Below are 16738 nucleotides of genomic sequence, written 5' to 3'. Positions count from 1 at the left end.
TCACACGTTCTTCCCAAAGCTGACGTTTGTCTTGGGTCACCACACCAGTCACCTCGCTAAGTTATGATGGTTCGATTATCCCACCACAACAAAACTGGTGCTATGTGGGTTAGCTTTGACGTTTACACAGTACTGGCATATACTCTACCCGATGATGGTTTTCGGTCCGTCTATGTGGGTTGGAAAAAATGGTACTTGGCGAACGTCAGACAGGAATGCTCTCGGGGGATTGTGAGAAGCGTAGAAACAAGTGGAGTAGCAGTAGCGGATTGCAGCATCTGGTTAGGGAAGGAGTCACGAGCTTTACAGAGGAAAGCCCTGCATTTTTTTATGCTGAATGACCTTGACTTTTTGTTCCGTCGTCACTAAAATAGATACGCACGGGGGACAATAAACGACTCCTTTAGCTCTTGACGAGGGCAGAAACACGTGATATCATGTGTGAGGCACGTGAGCCATTAGCTCAGACGGTAGAGCACCGGACTTTTAATCCGGGTGTCCTGGGTTCGAGTCCCAGATGGCTCACCATTTCTTTTCCTGTGGGCATCAGTCACCCCGTAGAAATGACAGGAGTATCTTGCTACCAAGAAAACTTCTTGGTATAATACGCGGTGAACATGGCTTACTGCGGGCGAGAGTGATGGAACTGGCAGACATGCTGGACTTAGGATCCAGTGCCTTAACCGGCATGGGGGTTCAAATCCCCCCTCTCGCACCATACACTCGACTGTGAAGCGGCGGATTCAGGCAAGGCCTGTTCTCCGCTAATTTTTTGCATATGCACCTGTTTTTCCGTGTTCGGTGTTTAAAAGGGAGGTCTACGGTTATACTATGAAGGTCTCAGTGGAAAACTTGGAAAATGATGTGGTAAGACTCAAGATCGAAGTCGATGACCAACTGGTGGAAGAAGAACTGAACAAAGCATATAAGAGACTTGTGGGCAGACTGAGTATACCCGGGTTCAGAAAGGGTAAAGCGCCCCGCTGGGTTGTTGAGAAACGCTATGGTCGTGGCTTGCTCTTGGAAGAGAGTTACGAAAATATCATCAACCGGGCCTATCGGCAAGCGCTGTCGGAGACCAAGGTGGAGCCGATGGCGCAGGCAGACATTAGTGAAGTAGACTTTGCAGAAGATGGCACTAACTTTTGCTTTGTGGCAGAAGTACCGGTTCGGCCGAAGGTAGAACTCGGTACATACAAAGGCATCGAACAGGACAAGATTGATCCCGTTGTAACCGATGAGGATGTTGAGAATGCCATCGAGATGATGCGGCATAGGTATGCCGAATATGTTACCGTAGACCGAGATGAACTGCAGGACGGGGATCTCGCCACCGTGGATATTGAGACTTTCGTAGACGGAAAGCCGATTCCCGGTGGAGCCGAACTCGGGTTGGTCATCCGGATGGGCAGTGATCAATTGGGTCCTGATACCGATAGCCAACTGATTGGCCTGAAGGTTGGTGAAGAGAGGACTATCACCACTACCCTGTCTGAGGACTTTGGTGATGAGTATGCTGGTAAGGAAGCTACGATCAAGGTAGCCCTTAATGAGATTAGTGAATTGCGGCTGCCTGAGTTAGATGCCGAGTTCATCAAGGACTTGGAATCCAACGAGCTGCAAGAAGAAGAGGAAGTTGCAACCGAAACTGAAGAGACTGATGAGGCGGATGTCACGGAAGAAACTGATGACGAGGATGTCGTGGAGGCGTTCAAGAAGAGAATTCGCCGCAACTTGGAGGAGCGGGCTAAGGCCAGTGCTGAGCAGGAGTACGAAAACAACTTGCTTACCAAAGTCATCGAGGGTAGTAAGTTTAATCTCCACGACAAGATTGTAAGCGAAAGGGCCCAGGAGATCCTAAGGCGGTATGAGAATCGGTTGTCTTACTTTGGTTTGTCCTTGGATAGTTACCTGATGGCCAATGGCCTTAGTAAAGAAGCGTTCCAAAATATTCTGGAAAAGGAAGCCATCCGCAACCTTAGCTATGAGTTCGTGATGGAGGCAATCGCGGAGGCGGAAGGAATTACTGTGACCGACGAAGAAATTGATCAATGGGTTAAGGAAATGCTAAACAATGCCGACGCTACTGCCGAGCAGATTGCTCCGTTCAGGGAACTTGCGGAGACGGAGTTGAAAAGGACAAAGGCAGCGGAGTTAGTAGTGGATTCTTCGGTTCCCAACATTATCCAGAAGACGTTGAGCGAGATGTCTGCGGAACCTGAAGAGGTAGCAGATGACGCAGCTGACAAGGAGTAGGGAGCAGCAGAAGACCTAACATGGAGGTGTTCTGAATGAGCACATTGATTCCAATGGTAGTGGAACAAACCAACCGGGGGGAACGTGCGTACGATATTTATTCCCGGTTGTTGAAGGACAGGATTGTGTTCATTGGTGGCCCCATCGACGATTATATGGCGAACTTAGTCATTGCTCAGCTGTTGTTCCTGGAGTCCGAGGACCCAGACAAGGATATTTTCCTTTATATCAACAGCCCGGGTGGTGTTGTCTATTCGGGATTGGCCATCTACGATACGATGCAGTATATCAAGCCCGATGTTTCTACCATTTGTGTGGGAATGGCTGCGAGTATGGCTGCCTTGCTACTGACAGCCGGTACCAAGGGTAAACGCTTTGCCCTACCTTACTCGCGGATCATGATCCATCAGCCCTTGGGCGGTGTACGCGGACAGGCGACTGAGATCGAGATCGAAGCCAGAGAAATCCTTCGCCTCAAACGAATTGGTAATGAGATTATCAACAGACATACTGGTCAACCGTTGGAGAAGGTTGAAAAGGACACCGAACGGAACTACTACATGTCAGCGGAGGAAGCTGTTGAATACGGTTTAATCGACAGCATTTTGAGAAACGATAGTCGTATCGTGCAGAAATAACACCTTGCGTAGTTAGCATAAACTAGCGATTTGAGGTGAAGAAATGGCCAAATTTGGGGATGAAAAGGGACAGGTCAAATGTTCGTTCTGTGGTAAGCAACAGGAACAGGTAAGAAAGATCATCGCTGGCCCCGGTGTATATATCTGTGATGAGTGCATCGAGCTATGCACCGAAATCATCGAAGAGGAGCTCAACGAGGATCTGGATGTTGAACTGCAGAATGTCCCCAAACCCGCTGAGACTAAAGCCGTATTGGACCAGTATGTCATTGGACAAGAACAGGCAAAGAAGGTTCTTTCCGTAGCAGTATACAACCACTACAAACGACTCAGTGCCCAATCCTGGATCGATGATGTGGAGATCCAAAAGAGTAACATTTTGCTGCTTGGCCCAACGGGTAGCGGTAAGACCCTGTTGGCCCAGACTTTGGCCCGGATACTCAATGTTCCCTTTGCGATTGCCGATGCCACCTCCCTGACCGAAGCCGGCTACGTGGGCGAGGACGTAGAAAACATCCTCTTGAAGCTAATTCAGGCGGCCGACTATGATATCGAGCGGGCGGAGAAGGGAATTGTCTACATCGACGAAATCGATAAGATCGCGCGTAAATCGGAGAACCCTTCGATTACCCGGGATGTGTCTGGAGAGGGCGTACAACAGGCCCTCTTGAAGATTTTAGAGGGAACGGTAGCCAGTGTACCGCCCCAGGGCGGCCGGAAACACCCGCATCAGGAGTTTATCCAGATCGATACCACCAATATCCTGTTTATCTGCGGCGGTGCCTTTGACGGTCTGGAGAAAATCATCGAAAACCGGATTGGACGACAGGGCATTGGATTCGGAGCCGACATCAAGAGTAAGGAAGAAAAGCCCATTGGCGAGATTTTGCGGCAACTGATGCCGGAGGATCTACTCAAGTTTGGATTGATCCCTGAGTTTGTTGGTCGGCTTCCCGTTGTGGTGGCGTTGGATGCCTTGGACAAGGCGGCACTAGTAAAGATCCTCACCGAACCGCGCAACGCCCTGGTAAAGCAGTTCAAGAAGTCCTTTGAACTGGACAATGTGGAATTGGAGTTCGAAGAAGAGGCATTAGTGACCATAGCCGAAAGAGCACTGGAGCTGAAGACCGGTGCCCGGGGATTGCGATCAATCATGGAAGGGATTATGCTGGATATCTCCTTTGAGATTCCTTCCCGGGATGACATCGCCAAGGTTATCGTAACCAAGGATGCGGTATTGGGTAAGGCCGGTCCGGAAATCATCCGGGTGGGCCAAAAGGAAGAGTCAGCGTGAAGGAGGGCCTGCCCGTTGGGGTTGGGGTAGGCCTTTTGTTGTCCTTGCTTTTTTCTTTCGAGTTTTCTCGAATCCCCATGATTACCTCCACGAAAGGGTTTTTGACCATGAAGACAAAGGGTGCAAACCATGCCCGGGCCTTGCTTGTATTCCTACTTCCTTTGCTTGTTCTTTCCGGATGCCGTTCGGGTTCGGGGGTGCGGATCGGCTGGGTGGGTCGAAGCGTTCCAGGCGTCATGGAAGCCCGCTTTGTGCGTTTTAACGGCTCCCAATACCAACGGGTCAGGCTGGAAGAAGAAGATCGGCTTAGCATAACCTACAGTGCAGAACTGGATGCGGGCAAGCTCACCGTAGCATTGGTGGCGCCAGATAAGAGCACGGTCTTTGAAGCCGAGGCCAAGAACCAAGAAGAAACCAGTGAAGTGGCTATTACCAAAAGCGGTGTTTACCGGGTGTTGATCCGGGCAGAGCAGGCCAAGGGGCGCTTCACTGTGACCTGGAAACGCCAGTCAGATTGAGAAGATAGGGCGACCTAGGGAATAGTCCAACTGGCTTGCCCTCCCCAATTGCGCCTTCTCACCTTTGCCTACAGGACGACCCGCTGTGTCGAGCAATTGGGTTTCCGATGCCTTTTGGTGGACAAGAAATGTCAGCATCAGGCACCCATGTTTAAAGGTTCCACCGGCTGGGCATAATAGGCATAAAGACTGTAGGGAAGGTGAAACCATGAACTTGATGGCTGTCCTGGGGCTGATCAACTTCTTTTTTGCCATTGTGATCGGTCTTTACTTTTGGAACTTGCTGCGGCAGCAGCAGTCGAACAAGTCTGCCATCGACCGGGAGTCCAAAAAGGAAATGGAGAGCCTGCGGAAACTCAAGGCTATTTCCTTAAGTGAGCCTCTGTCTGAAAAAACCCGTCCGCGACGCTTCGAAGACATTGTGGGCCAGGAGGATGGGCTGAAGGCCCTCAGGGCGGCCCTTTGTGGCCCAAATCCCCAGCATGTGTTGATCTACGGACCACCTGGGGTGGGTAAGACTGCGGCCGCAAGGGTTGTCTTGGAGGAAGCCAAGAAGAATCCCCTTTCCCCCTTCCGCCCCGATGCTGCCTTTGTGGAGGTGGATGCCACCACCGCCCGCTTCGATGAACGGGGGATCGCGGATCCTTTGATGGGTTCTGTCCATGATCCCATTTATCAAGGAGCAGGACCTTTGGGGATGGCGGGTATTCCCCAGCCTAAGCCCGGTGCGGTGACCAAAGCCCACGGTGGTATTCTGTTCATCGACGAAATTGGTGAATTGCACCCGATCCAGATGAACAAGCTGCTGAAAGTGTTGGAAGATCGTAAGGTATTCTTGGAAAGTGCCTATTACAATCCCGAGGATACCAACATTCCTCAACACATCCACGAAATCTTTCAAAATGGTTTGCCCGCCGATTTTCGCCTGGTGGGGGCCACCACCCGCATGCCCTGGGAGATTCCGCCCGCTATCCGGTCCCGGTGTTTGGAAGTGTTCTTCCGTCCCCTCCTGCCAGAGGAGATCAAAAGGATCGCTGAGCAGGCGGCCAAAAAGATCGGTTTCAGTCTCCAAGAGGGTGTTTTGGACATCTTGAAGAATTACGCCAACAATGGGCGGGAGGCGGTGAATATGATCCAGTTGGCCGCGGGCATTGCCCAGACCGAGAGTCGGCGGAAGATTGAGCAGCGGGATATGGAATGGGTCATTGCCAGCGGTCAGTATAATCCCCGGCCCAAAGCCACAATTCCCCAGAGCCCGGAAGTGGGCATTGTCAATGGTTTGGCGGTCTATGGACCCAACATGGGAGCCATTCTGGAGATTGAAGCCACCGCCACCCCGGCGGCACCTGGTGGAGGTGAACTGGTGATTACCGGCGTGGTGGAAGAGGAGGAACTAGACGGTGGCGGGCACCGCATGCGCCGGAAGAGTATGGCCAAGGGTTCGGTAGAGAACGTGATTACCGTCCTCCGCAATGCCTTGGGGGTGGAACCGAAGGATTATAACCTCCATGTGAATTTCCCCGGAGGTACTCCGGTGGATGGCCCTTCGGCTGGGGTGGCCATTGTCTGTGCCATTTACTCTGCCATCACTAACCAGAAGATAGATAACACCGTGGCCATGACCGGAGAGGTCTCCATCCACGGAAAGGTTAAGCCCGTAGGGGGAATCGTGGCCAAGGTGGAGGCGGCCCGGGTGGCGGGGGTCAAGAGAGTGGTTATCCCCGCTGAAAACTGGCAGGATCTGTTCGCTTCCTGCGATGACATTGAAGTGATTCCGGTGACCGACATCTCGGAAGTTCTCAATATCGCCTTGTACCGTAAAGTTGAGGAGAGGGAGGCAGATGCTCCCAGAATCGCCGGCACATTCTCCTTAGGAACTGGTACCTTTGTTTGATTGCCACTGCTCTGCCAATTAGTCACCAGGGTCGATTTGAAACGGCGGCAGGAATTCACCAACCCGAATAGAATAATAGTGTATATCTTCATACCGAAAGGCGGTTACGTAAGTAACTGCTTTTGTTTTTCGGATATCATTGTGTTCTGTTCGGAGTGTGATTCTGGTGACAGAGGAGAAGCAATTAAGACGGGTGGAGGAGTTGCCGCTCATTCCCCTCCGGGGAATGTTGGTCTTTCCCAATACGGTAACCCCCCTTGATGTAGGGAGAACCCGTTCGATTAAAGCCCTGGAAGAGGCATTGATCCGGGACCGTACCGTAATGTTGGCCTCGCAGAAGCATGTGGAGGAAACGGAGCCGGAGCCCGAGGACATTTACCGGGTAGGGACCATCGCCAAGGTAAAGCAGTTGTTGAAAATGCCCGAAGGTCAGTTAAGGGTTTTGGTGGAAGGGGTTGACCGCGGCCGGATCATCGATTTTCTCCACGTCGAGCCGTTTTACAAAGTTCGGGCCTACGCCTTGGAGGCGGAGATCATCAAGACCAGGGAAATCGAGGCTTTGATGCGGACGGCCGTGACCAAGTTTGAACAGTATGTGAAGCTCAGCCGTTCCCTCTCCGGGGAGATGCTAAGCACCATCAACGCGATGGATGATCCTGGCAAGCTCAGCGATACCATCGCCTCCCAGATGGTGCTGCCGGTGGAGAAAAAACAGCTGATCCTGGAAACCATCGATGTGGAAGAGCGGCTACAGCTGATCTGCACCCTCCTGACTAAGGAAATGGATATCATGCAGTTGGAGAAAAAGATCCATTTGCGGGTGCGTAAACAGATCGAAAAATCCCAGAAGGAATACTACCTCCGGGAGCAGATTAAGGCCATCGAGAAGGAATTGGGCGAGGACGAAGACAGCAACCCTGAGATCCGGGAATACAAGCAGAAGATCGCGGATGCCCAGATGCCCAAAGAGGTGGAGGAGAAGGCCCTCTACGAGCTGGAGCGGCTCTATAAGATGCCGCCGATGGTGGCCGAGGCCACAGTGATTAGAAACTATCTAGACTGGTTGGTGGCCTTGCCCTGGCATTACCGGACCGAGGACCGTCTGGATCTGGAGTACGCGGCTAAGGTTCTCGACGAGGATCACTTCGGATTGGAAACGGTTAAGGAGAGGATTCTGGAGTTCTTGGCCGTGCGGCATCTGACGGGGAAGATCAAAGGGCCAATCCTCTGTCTGGCGGGCCCTCCGGGGGTGGGGAAGACTTCTCTGGGGAAATCCATCGCCCGGGCCATGGGTCGACGTTTCCAGCGGTTTTCCTTGGGAGGCGTTCGGGATGAGGCGGAGATCCGCGGTCACCGCAAGACCTATGTAGGTGCCCTGCCGGGGAAGATTATCCAGGTGATGCGGCGGGTCGGCTCGGTGAACCCAGTGATCCTGTTAGACGAAGTGGACAAGATGACTTCGGATTTCCGGGGGGATCCTGCGGCGGCTTTGTTGGAAGTCTTGGATCCAGAGCAAAACGACACCTTCCAGGATCATTACTTGGAAGTACCCTATGATCTTTCCGAAGTGCTCTTCATCACCACTGCCAACGTGCTAAGCGAGATTCCCGCTCCACTGCGGGACCGGATGGAGATCATCGAGATTCCGGGGTATACCGAGTATGAAAAACTGGAGATCGCCAAGCGCCATCTTGTGCCGAAGCAGATGGCTATACACGGGATCAAGAAGCGGCAGTTGAGCTTCTCCGATTCGGCCTTGAGTAAGATTATTAATGGATATACTAGGGAAAGTGGTGTACGTAGCCTAGAGCGGCAGATTGCCGCCCTATGCCGGAAGAGTGCCAAAGAGTTTGTGCAGAACGAAAAGAAGCGGATCAGTATCTCCATGCGCAATCTGGAGAAGTACCTGGGACCGCCCCGCTATCTAGAGTGGCAGCGGGAGAATGAGGACCGGGTGGGTTTGGCCAATGGTCTGGCCTATACCCAATACGGTGGGGATGTCCTTGCCGTGGAGGTGGTCATCTTGCCCGGCAAAGGGAATTTGGTCCTGACGGGCAAGTTGGGCGAGGTGATGAAGGAGTCGGCTCAAGCAGCCTTCAGTTATATCCGCTCCAAGGCTGTAGAACTGGAGATTCCGCCAAGCTTCCATGAGGAACATGATATTCACATCCACGTGCCCGAAGGGGCGATTCCTAAGGATGGCCCTTCCGCGGGAATCACCATCGCGGTGGCTTTGGCCTCGGCCCTCACGGGCAGAAAGATCCGTCGGGATGTGGCCATGACCGGTGAAGTGACCCTTCGGGGCCGGGTATTGCCCATCGGTGGTCTGAAGGAAAAACTTCTGGCTGCCCAACGGGCCGGTATGCGGACAGTCATCATTCCCGAGGCCAATGGGCGGGACCTGAACGAGATCCCGGATATTATCAAGGACAAATTGCGGATCGTCACTGTGAAGCACATGGACCAGGTGTTAGAGGTGGCCTTGGTGCCTAAGCCGTTGGACGACCACCTGGCAGCAAAGGATCCTATGGAGTATCTGCCTGCGGTGGAGGCGAAGGCCTGGCCCGATGCAGCGGTGCACGGTTCTACTCAGTAATCTTGACTGTGGGGGAGTAACATGGTAAACAAGGAAGTTCTAATTCCAGACGATGCGATTACTCAGAATCTACGGGGACGGTCCTTCTTGAAGTTGGAAGACTTTTCCCCCCAGGAGCTCATACGGTTTTTCGAGGTGGCTCGAAACCTTAAGGAGGCGCAGAAGGCTGGTCAACCTCACCCGTTGCTGGCGGGGAAATCCCTGGCGATGATTTTTCGGAAAACCTCTACCCGTACCAGGGTATCCTTTGAGGTGGGGATTTACCAGCTGGGTGGGCAAGCCTTGTATCTGAACAGCGATGACATCCAGTTGGGCCGTGGGGAGAGCGTGTACGATACGGCCATGGTCCTGTCGAGGTATGTGGATGGTATCATGATCAGGACCTTCCAGCAGGCAGAGGTGGAACAGTTGGCCCAGCATGCCACTGTGCCGGTGATCAACGGTCTTACCGACTACTGCCATCCCTGCCAGGTTTTAAGCGATCTATTTACCGTCCAGGAAAAACGGGGGTGCCTCCGGGGCTTGAAGTTGACCTATGTGGGTGATGGGAACAACATGGCTCACTCGTTGCTAATCGGCTGCAGTAAGCTAGGCATGGATGTATGTATTGCCCACCCGCCGGGCTATGCCCCTCTACCGGAGACCGTGGCCAAGGCCAAGGCCCTGGCGGAGGCCAGTGACTCTGCGGTGGAACTCACCACCGATCCTGTGGCCGGTGTCACCGGTGCCGATATTATCTACACCGATGTGTGGACCAGCATGGGGCAGGAGGCGGAGGAGGAGCAGCGGATCCAGGCCTTTGGGCAGTACCAGGTGAACAGTGCACTGCTTAAGCATGCCAAACCCGATGCTGTGGTGATGCACTGCCTGCCGGCCAATCGGGGCCAGGAAATCACCGACGAGGTCATGGATGGGCCCCAATCGATTGTTTTTGATCAGGCGGAGAACCGACTGCATGTGCAGAAGGCAATTATGGCCTTGTTGATGGGAGAGTAGTGTCTCCTCCTGGGTTCTAGCGGGATATAAGGGTGGGGACTGTCGCATTTTCGCAGTCCTTTCTCTTATTTCCTGGAGGCTGTGGTTCTGCTAGTTACATAGTTGTTGCTCTCTGGGATGTTGTGGTGTCTATAGGGGAGGGATGGGATTGTCTTGTAACAAGGAGCAGGCGGGGAAGGACCAGGGGAGCCCTGCGTCTTTAGGTAAGGCGACGATCCATACGGTGGCGGAGGTAGCCGGGGTTTCCGCAGCCACTGTGTCCCGGGTGTTGAATAACAGTCCCTTGGTGGCATCCCATACCCGCGAGCGTGTCTTGCGGGCCATCAAGGCAACCGGTTTTCGGGCCCCCAATCGATTGGCGAGGGCTTTACGGACCAACAGGACGGGTATCCTGGGACTGGTAGTGGAAAATATCGTTAACCCCTATTACGCTGTCTTAGCCCGGGCGGTGGATGATGCGGCCAAGGAAGCAGGTTTTGTTGTAATCGTTACCAATGACGATGGTTGTGAGCAGGTGGGGGTGGAACGTCTTTATACCTTGGCCAGTGTGAACGTGGATGGTATTCTCATCGCCCCCGGTGCTTTGGAGGGGAAACGACGGGAAGCTGCCCGGGAGATCAAAGCCCAAGGGGCTGCGGTGATTGTCCTCGGGGATCGTTTGCAGGAACCGGAGTTCGATGTGATCGGTGTCGACCTAAAGCAGGCTGCCTATGACCTTTGTGTACATCTACTTTCCCTGGGTCATCGACAGATTGGCTTCGTGGGTCCCATTGCCAAGACCGACCGTTTCTTGGGATACGAAGAAGCCCTTTCCCACTGGGGACTTTCCCCCCATAGATTGGGCCTATCCTATGTGGGTACCCGCGAGGATCTAGCGGAAACCCTGCGGGAACAATTACCTTCTTTTATTGCAACCGGAAGGCTTACTGCCATTATTGGGCACAGTGATTTTGTGGCCTTGAAGATTTTGCAGGTATTGCAGGAGATGTCCATGTCCATCCCTGAAGACATTTCTGTGGCTGGTTTTGATAACATACCGGAAAGCCTGATGACGGTTCCTCCGCTAGCTACTGTGGCCATTCCCTACAAAACTATGGCTGTGGCAGCGGTGAATACCGTGCAAGAGCGTCTTACCGGTGGGATTTCCCACAGGGTGGTCCATCAGGTGCATCATGCCCAACTGTGTCTGCGTGATTCCGTTGGTCCACCGAAAAGTTTTTGCAAAGAATGATGACGAGATAGAGGAATTGAGAAAGTTATGGCGAAGTATATCTAGTGTAATCGATAACAAGTCTATGGCTATGCGTAGCATACCGAAGATTTTCATTTTATCGCCATTGTAATCGATTTCAAACTACGAAGGTGTCTAGCCTTGTCACGGCCCGAGGGGGGGAGAGCTTTGTCAGAAGGATTCTGTGGGAGGAGATGTCCCACGCTGTGGAGACAACTGACCGGTTTTGTTTTTCTTTTCTCGGTTGTCTTGCTTACCTTGTTGTTCAGTCCCGTGGAAGTCGTTTTTGGGCAAGGGACCGATGGGAACCGGGTGGCAGATGCTGGGGCAAGAGAGACAACGGTGAATGAACAGTCTAAGGAGCAGATGAAAGTGGCAAAAGGGATAACAGAGGATATGAATCAGAACCCATTACAACAGTTTTCCTATTCCGTCGAACTGGTTCCCTTGCCGGGAACGAAAAGCGAGGAGTTATTGAAGAACCCGAACCGAGGGTTCCGTTTAGAACTGAATATGGATATTGCTACGGGCAATGTCCTGGAGGGACCCACCAATGCCCAACTTGCCGCCTTCGGGGAACTGAAATATTACGAAGAGGAATCCCCGCAGTTGGCCCAAGTCTATATTTACCTGACCCAGTATTCCGAACGGGATTTAGACGATCAGGCCTTGGAGAACCTCCAGAACTACTTCGACTTCTTCCGGGAACACAATCTGCAGATTCTCCTGCGGTTTGCCTATGAATACCAGGAGACGGAGCCGAAGATCGGGCCCACCACCGCCCAGATGCTTCGCCACATCGAGCAGTTGAAGGACATCTTGGCCAGGAACCGTGATATCATCCATGTGATCCAAGCGGGGTTTATCGGGATGTGGGGTGAGTGGCATAACGCAAAGTATTACCACAACCAAAGACAGGTTCTAGAGGCCATCGTCGATATGACACCGCCAGGAAAGCAGGTCCAAGTGCGTCTGGCCAAGTACAAGGATGTGTTACGTAAAGACGATCCCCGTCGGGACCGGGTCTCCTACCATGACGATTACCTGGTGGGTGTGGACCATCATTGGAGTACTGCCACGTCCACTGATCCGTTGTTTGCGATGTATATCAACGATTGCAAGCACATGTTGGTGGATGGCGAGCTGCCCTGGGGCAAGGACACCTATTTCAACAACGGAGTCATCGATGGGGTGGCCGTAGCCAAGCGGTTGATGGAACATCATTTTACCAGCATGAGCATCGTGCACAACTATAAAGAAAGTGGCCCCTTTAATCCTTACAACATAGAAAAATGGAAGCGGATCAAAGTGGACGAAGCCTTCCTGGAGGAACAGGGATTCCGTTACGATCCCGCCTGGCTCCGGGACGAGGCGGGGCAACCCATCACCCGCAATATATTTGAGTATATCCGGGACTACCTGGGGTATTACATCCAGGCGCGCAGTCTCCAGCTAGAGGTAGAGGACCAGGACTTGGAAGTATCCCTGGAACTGATCAACTACGGCTTTTCTGCGCCCCACGGCATGGCAGAGCTGGCGCTGGTGCTTGTGGACAGGGATGGACAGATTCTTTGCCGTACTCCCGCCTGTGCCCTGGGGGACCTCCAGCCCGGTGAGGTAGTGGTGGTCTCGACCCGACTGAGTGCCGATGAACTTCAACCCGGTTATAAAGTGGGGATTCTCTTTACCAACGAAGCGGGTCAGTCTGCCAAGCTGGCCAATGACTTACCCTACGAAAAGGGAGTGAACATCTTATGTGAGCTTAAGTGACGTTGTAGACTGGGGAGTTGGGTTCTTACATTTCCAACAAAACTTAATTCCGATGAAAGGAGGACCTGGTCATGCTGCGAAAATCTGTTGTTCTTGCTGCCTTGCTTGCGGCCCTTTTGCTGGGTACTGGGGTGGCACAGGGGACGGTGCGTTTAGAATGGATGTCCTGGGGTGATCAGTTAGTCATTGACCGGAACGAGCGGATTATCCAAGCCTATTACGAAGCCTTCCCCGAGCGGGACGTCATCATTGAGAATAATGTGGTCAGCTGGGACTTCTACAAAGAACGTCTGCCGGTATTGGTGGCCTCCGGTGCTACTCCCGATATTGTTTCCCTGGACGGGTCTTTCATGTACGGGCAGATCGCCCACTGGGGGGCTTTGGTTGATCTAACGGAGCGGGTGATCGCCTATGCCGAGGAGTTTTTCCCCGGTGTGTTGGATACCATCACCGTCGACGGAAAGATCTATGGTTTTCCCTTCCATGGGTGGGATACGTCGCCGGCATCCCTTGTAAACTATAACCGCCAGGCCTTTGGAGAAGCCGGATTGCCTAACCCAACCTATGATTGGACCTGGGATGATCTGGTCAGCTGGGGCAAGAAATTGACTGCTCCCGATGAAAACCGTTGGGCGATTGACTTCGGTGCTAGCCCCCATATTGCCCTCTGGATGCCACTGCTATACGGTTTCGGCGGCCGCATGTATGCCCCGGACCGGTCCGAGTCACTGATTAATAGTCCGGAGGCGGCGGAGGCTTTTCGCTTCGCGAAGGAACTGGACGTGGTTCACGGTCTGCAGGCACCGGGCACGCTGGTAAACCAAAAGCTAGGTTTCATCACCGGACAGGTGGCCATGACCACCAATTGGCACCAGGAAGCGATCAAAATCATGGACTACGTCCGTTTCGACAGTGACATTACCATCTTGCCCAAAGGTCCTGTCAGTCACGGCTTCCATCCCCGCCTTACCATGCACACCATGGGGATCTTCAAAGGCAGTCAACATGTGGAGGAAGCCTGGCACTTCATCGAGTGGGTCCTTACTTCCCCCGAGGCCTTGCAGGCTATGGGTCCCACGTTGGCCATGGTACCCCTCCGGGCCAATTTGCCGGTCCTGATCGAGATGCTAGGGAATGATGAACCGGCTCTGGCCGCCTGGCGGGCTACCGAGGCGGTGTTTGCCCGGCTGATGCCGGAACCTGTGGATCGGGTGGGGGTAGAGTATCCCCATACCATTGAGATCATCACTTCGTCGTTGGAAGAATACTTCACCGGTAACGAGTCAATCGAACAGATCCTGGAGAATGCCAAGAGTCAAATCGACCGGTTGCTGGCCGAATTGAGTCAATAAATAATAAGGAGGGTAAGAATATGTTGAAAAAGGTTTCCCTGTTGACCTTTTGTCTAGTCTTCTTACTGTGGGGTGTTGCCCTGGGAGAAGAAGTGGTGATCCATGATTTCGAAGAGTACAGGAATATGCGGGTGGAACAGGCTAACGGAGGAGTTTTGGAGTTTTTCGATATTACCTCGGAAAACGCGGTGGAAGGTGAAGCCTGTGCCGTGCTGGGCTTTGATCTGACAACCCCAGATCAGACCTGGAGTGAAGTGCAAATCATCGTCGACTGTCCAACCCCCTTGAATATTGAAGGATTCAAAAAGGTGAAGCTATGGGTCTATGGTGACGTTGTTCCCCACAATGTGATCATCCTCTTTTGGGATGGCTTTTTGGAGTGTTCGGTCTATGGCCAGGTGGACTGGGAAGGTTGGCGCGAGTGGGTCATCGACATTGACGAGACGGTTAACAAATGGAACGTCGAGAACGTGCGCCTTGACCGTATTGAACGGGTGCGGATTGTGGTCAGCGACTCCGGTGGGGTCTATAAGACCAAAGGACAGCTGCTTTTTGACCGGTTGGCAGTGGCCTTTGAATAGAAAACAGAAGAGAGAAACACCCGTTGCACGGGCCTGCGGGCCCGTGATTTGATCTACGACCATATGCACAGTTTCTGCCCTAGTGTAGGCTCCTGGGGGCCAGGGACGGAACTGGGGGCGGTTCTCCTCTTTTCTTTGCTAAGGGGAGCCGTGGGTCCGATGGTGAGGTGCGGGGTGCGCCTTGAAAGGGATTGCCTCCCCTCTTTCTACTGGTGAGTGTGCTTACGGTTTTGTCTTTGGTTTGGTACAATTGGGATGAGTAATTCCAGTGGTGGCTTGGTAGGAGGAAGCGCCGATGAAAAAACACAGTCTCTTCTTTGTCCGCTCAGGTTATTACTTACCCTATGCCCTGGTGTTCTTGCTGGGTGTTTTGGTGCTGGCCTGCATGGTTCTCCCGTTGGTCCGGGCCGCAGAAGAAGATACGGGGTTTGTCGATGAGGCATATATCCGCAGCCAGATCCTAAAGTACGAGGCGATGCGGGGTGCGTCCTGGGAAGCGGCTGATCAGTTATCTAGTCAAGTTCAGTGGTTATGTGACCTAGCATACAAAGAGTATCAGGGCTCCCAGCGAAGATATGTCCTTTCCCAAGAAGAATACGCCAGAGATGGGACCGCACCAGACTTATAAAGGCCAAGAGGGAGGGCTTTACGGTGGCGGCCTTAACACACCTCCGCCCGCCCATCAGGCGGCGGCGGAACGGGCCGTGGCGCAGATTACACCCCTTGATGCGGCGGGGAATCCAGCACCCGATGGTAAGATTGTGCTGTTGGGACTGGGCATGTCCAATACTCGTCTGATCTTTCAGTCTTTCAAGCAGATGGCCGACGCCGATCCCTTGAAGACCCCACAGGTGGTGCTGGTCAACGGAGCGGCTGGGGGCCAGGATGCCCGGGTGTGGGCAGACCCCTATGCCGATTACGGACGGCGGCTCTCCCTACCGGGGGTGGGGGGCGAAGGCACTGCCTGGGAGTATGCCGATGCCATGCTGGCCCTTGAGGGGGTTACTCCCGCCCAGGTTCAGGTGCTGTGGATTTACCAGGCCCTGATGAATCCAGGCCAGCGGTATGGGCCCTTCCCGGGGCATGCGGAGTTACTTAAGGAGTGTTTGGGCGTTATGGTCCGGGAGGCGAAGCGACGGTATCCCAATTTGCAGATCGTCTTTCTTTCCAGTCGGACCTATGCGGGCTATGCGGTGCGGCCGCTGAATCCCGAACCCTTCGCCTACGAAAGTGCTTTTGCAGTGCGCTGGTTAATCCAAGAACAGATAGCCGGTAATCCACGGTATAATTACGATCCGGAAAAAGGCCCGGTGGTGGCACCGGTGATGGTCTGGGGGCCCTATCTTTGGGCCGATGGGATGGTGCCCCGCAAGGGCGACGGCTTAGTGTGGGAACGGAGCGATTTCACTCCGGTACCCGATGGGACACATCCCAGTGCCTCCGGAGCGAAGAAGGCCGCGCAGATTCTGTTGGATTTCTTCCACAGCGATGCTCTGACCCAGGGGTGGTTTTTGTCCCAGGGTGAACAACCCCCGGACCAGGTGATGACCGGACAGGCCCGGTCTTTTCCAAAGGGCAGATGATCCGGGATCACGGGTAGAATCTGAGAAGT

General features: G+C 53.4%; 13 protein-coding genes and 2 tRNA genes. All 15 read left to right on the top strand.

All coding sequences use genetic code 11. From position 1 onward, the window contains the following. The first annotated feature begins 452 nt into the window (after nt 1-452). The 15 genes from GXX57_02870 (at nt 453) to GXX57_02800 (ending at nt 16709) form a co-directional block, all read left to right on the top strand. Nucleotides 453-528, top strand: a tRNA-Lys gene (locus tag GXX57_02870). A 103-nt stretch (nt 529-631) separates the two neighbouring features. Next, nucleotides 632-718 (top strand) — tRNA-Leu (locus GXX57_02865). Between the two features lie 113 nt (nt 719-831). Next, a complete protein-coding gene (gene tig / locus GXX57_02860; GenBank protein ID HHV43598.1) occupies nt 832-2256 on the top strand; it encodes a trigger factor in 1425 nt (474 codons plus the stop codon). 35 nt (nt 2257-2291) lie between these two features. Then, nucleotides 2292-2894 carry an ATP-dependent Clp endopeptidase proteolytic subunit ClpP gene (gene clpP, locus GXX57_02855; GenBank protein HHV43597.1) on the top strand — a complete coding sequence of 201 codons (603 nt, stop codon included), beginning with the start codon at nt 2292-2294 and terminating at the stop codon, nt 2892-2894. Between the two features lie 43 nt (nt 2895-2937). After that, on the top strand, nt 2938-4188 hold the full coding sequence (clpX, locus tag GXX57_02850) for an ATP-dependent Clp protease ATP-binding subunit ClpX (protein ID HHV43596.1): 1251 nt from the start codon (nt 2938-2940) through the stop codon (nt 4186-4188). After that, nucleotides 4185-4706: a hypothetical protein gene (locus GXX57_02845; protein ID HHV43595.1), complete on the top strand. Its 522-nt coding sequence runs from the start codon at nt 4185-4187 to the stop codon at nt 4704-4706. Before clpX ends, GXX57_02845 begins: the two co-directional genes overlap by 4 nt. Before the next feature lie 208 nt (nt 4707-4914). After that, complete coding sequence (gene lonB / locus GXX57_02840) at nt 4915-6600, top strand: ATP-dependent protease LonB (protein ID HHV43594.1); 1686 nt, start codon at nt 4915-4917, stop codon at nt 6598-6600. 226 nt (nt 6601-6826) lie between these two features. After that, entirely contained in the window at nt 6827-9196 is a 2370-nt protein-coding gene (lon, locus tag GXX57_02835) for an endopeptidase La (GenBank protein ID HHV43593.1), read from the top strand. A gap of 21 nt (nt 9197-9217) precedes the next feature. After that, nucleotides 9218-10192 carry an ornithine carbamoyltransferase gene (argF, locus tag GXX57_02830; protein HHV43592.1) on the top strand — a complete coding sequence of 325 codons (975 nt, stop codon included), beginning with the start codon at nt 9218-9220 and terminating at the stop codon, nt 10190-10192. A gap of 148 nt (nt 10193-10340) precedes the next feature. Continuing rightward, complete coding sequence (locus tag GXX57_02825; protein HHV43591.1) at nt 10341-11423, top strand: LacI family transcriptional regulator; 1083 nt, start codon at nt 10341-10343, stop codon at nt 11421-11423. A gap of 168 nt (nt 11424-11591) precedes the next feature. Then, nucleotides 11592-13193, top strand: a complete 1602-nt coding sequence (locus tag GXX57_02820) for a DUF4874 domain-containing protein (GenBank protein HHV43590.1) — start codon at nt 11592-11594, stop codon at nt 13191-13193. A 71-nt stretch (nt 13194-13264) separates the two neighbouring features. Next, nucleotides 13265-14545 (top strand): sugar ABC transporter substrate-binding protein, encoded by a 1281-nt coding sequence (locus GXX57_02815; GenBank protein ID HHV43589.1) that lies wholly within the window; start codon nt 13265-13267, stop codon nt 14543-14545. A 20-nt stretch (nt 14546-14565) separates the two neighbouring features. Further along, a complete protein-coding gene (locus GXX57_02810) occupies nt 14566-15126 on the top strand; it encodes a hypothetical protein (GenBank protein HHV43588.1) in 561 nt (186 codons plus the stop codon). Between the two features lie 295 nt (nt 15127-15421). Continuing rightward, complete coding sequence (locus GXX57_02805) at nt 15422-15754, top strand: hypothetical protein (GenBank protein HHV43587.1); 333 nt, start codon at nt 15422-15424, stop codon at nt 15752-15754. Then, nucleotides 15732-16709, top strand: a complete 978-nt coding sequence (locus tag GXX57_02800) for a hypothetical protein (GenBank protein ID HHV43586.1) — start codon at nt 15732-15734, stop codon at nt 16707-16709. Before GXX57_02805 ends, GXX57_02800 begins: the two co-directional genes overlap by 23 nt. The last annotated feature ends 29 nt before the right edge of the window (nt 16710-16738 follow it).

This window comes from Bacillota bacterium (assembly GCA_012839765.1).
Taxonomy (GTDB): Bacteria; Bacillota; Limnochordia; order DUMW01; family DUMW01; genus DUMW01.
This window is presented reverse-complemented; position numbering and strand designations above follow the sequence as displayed.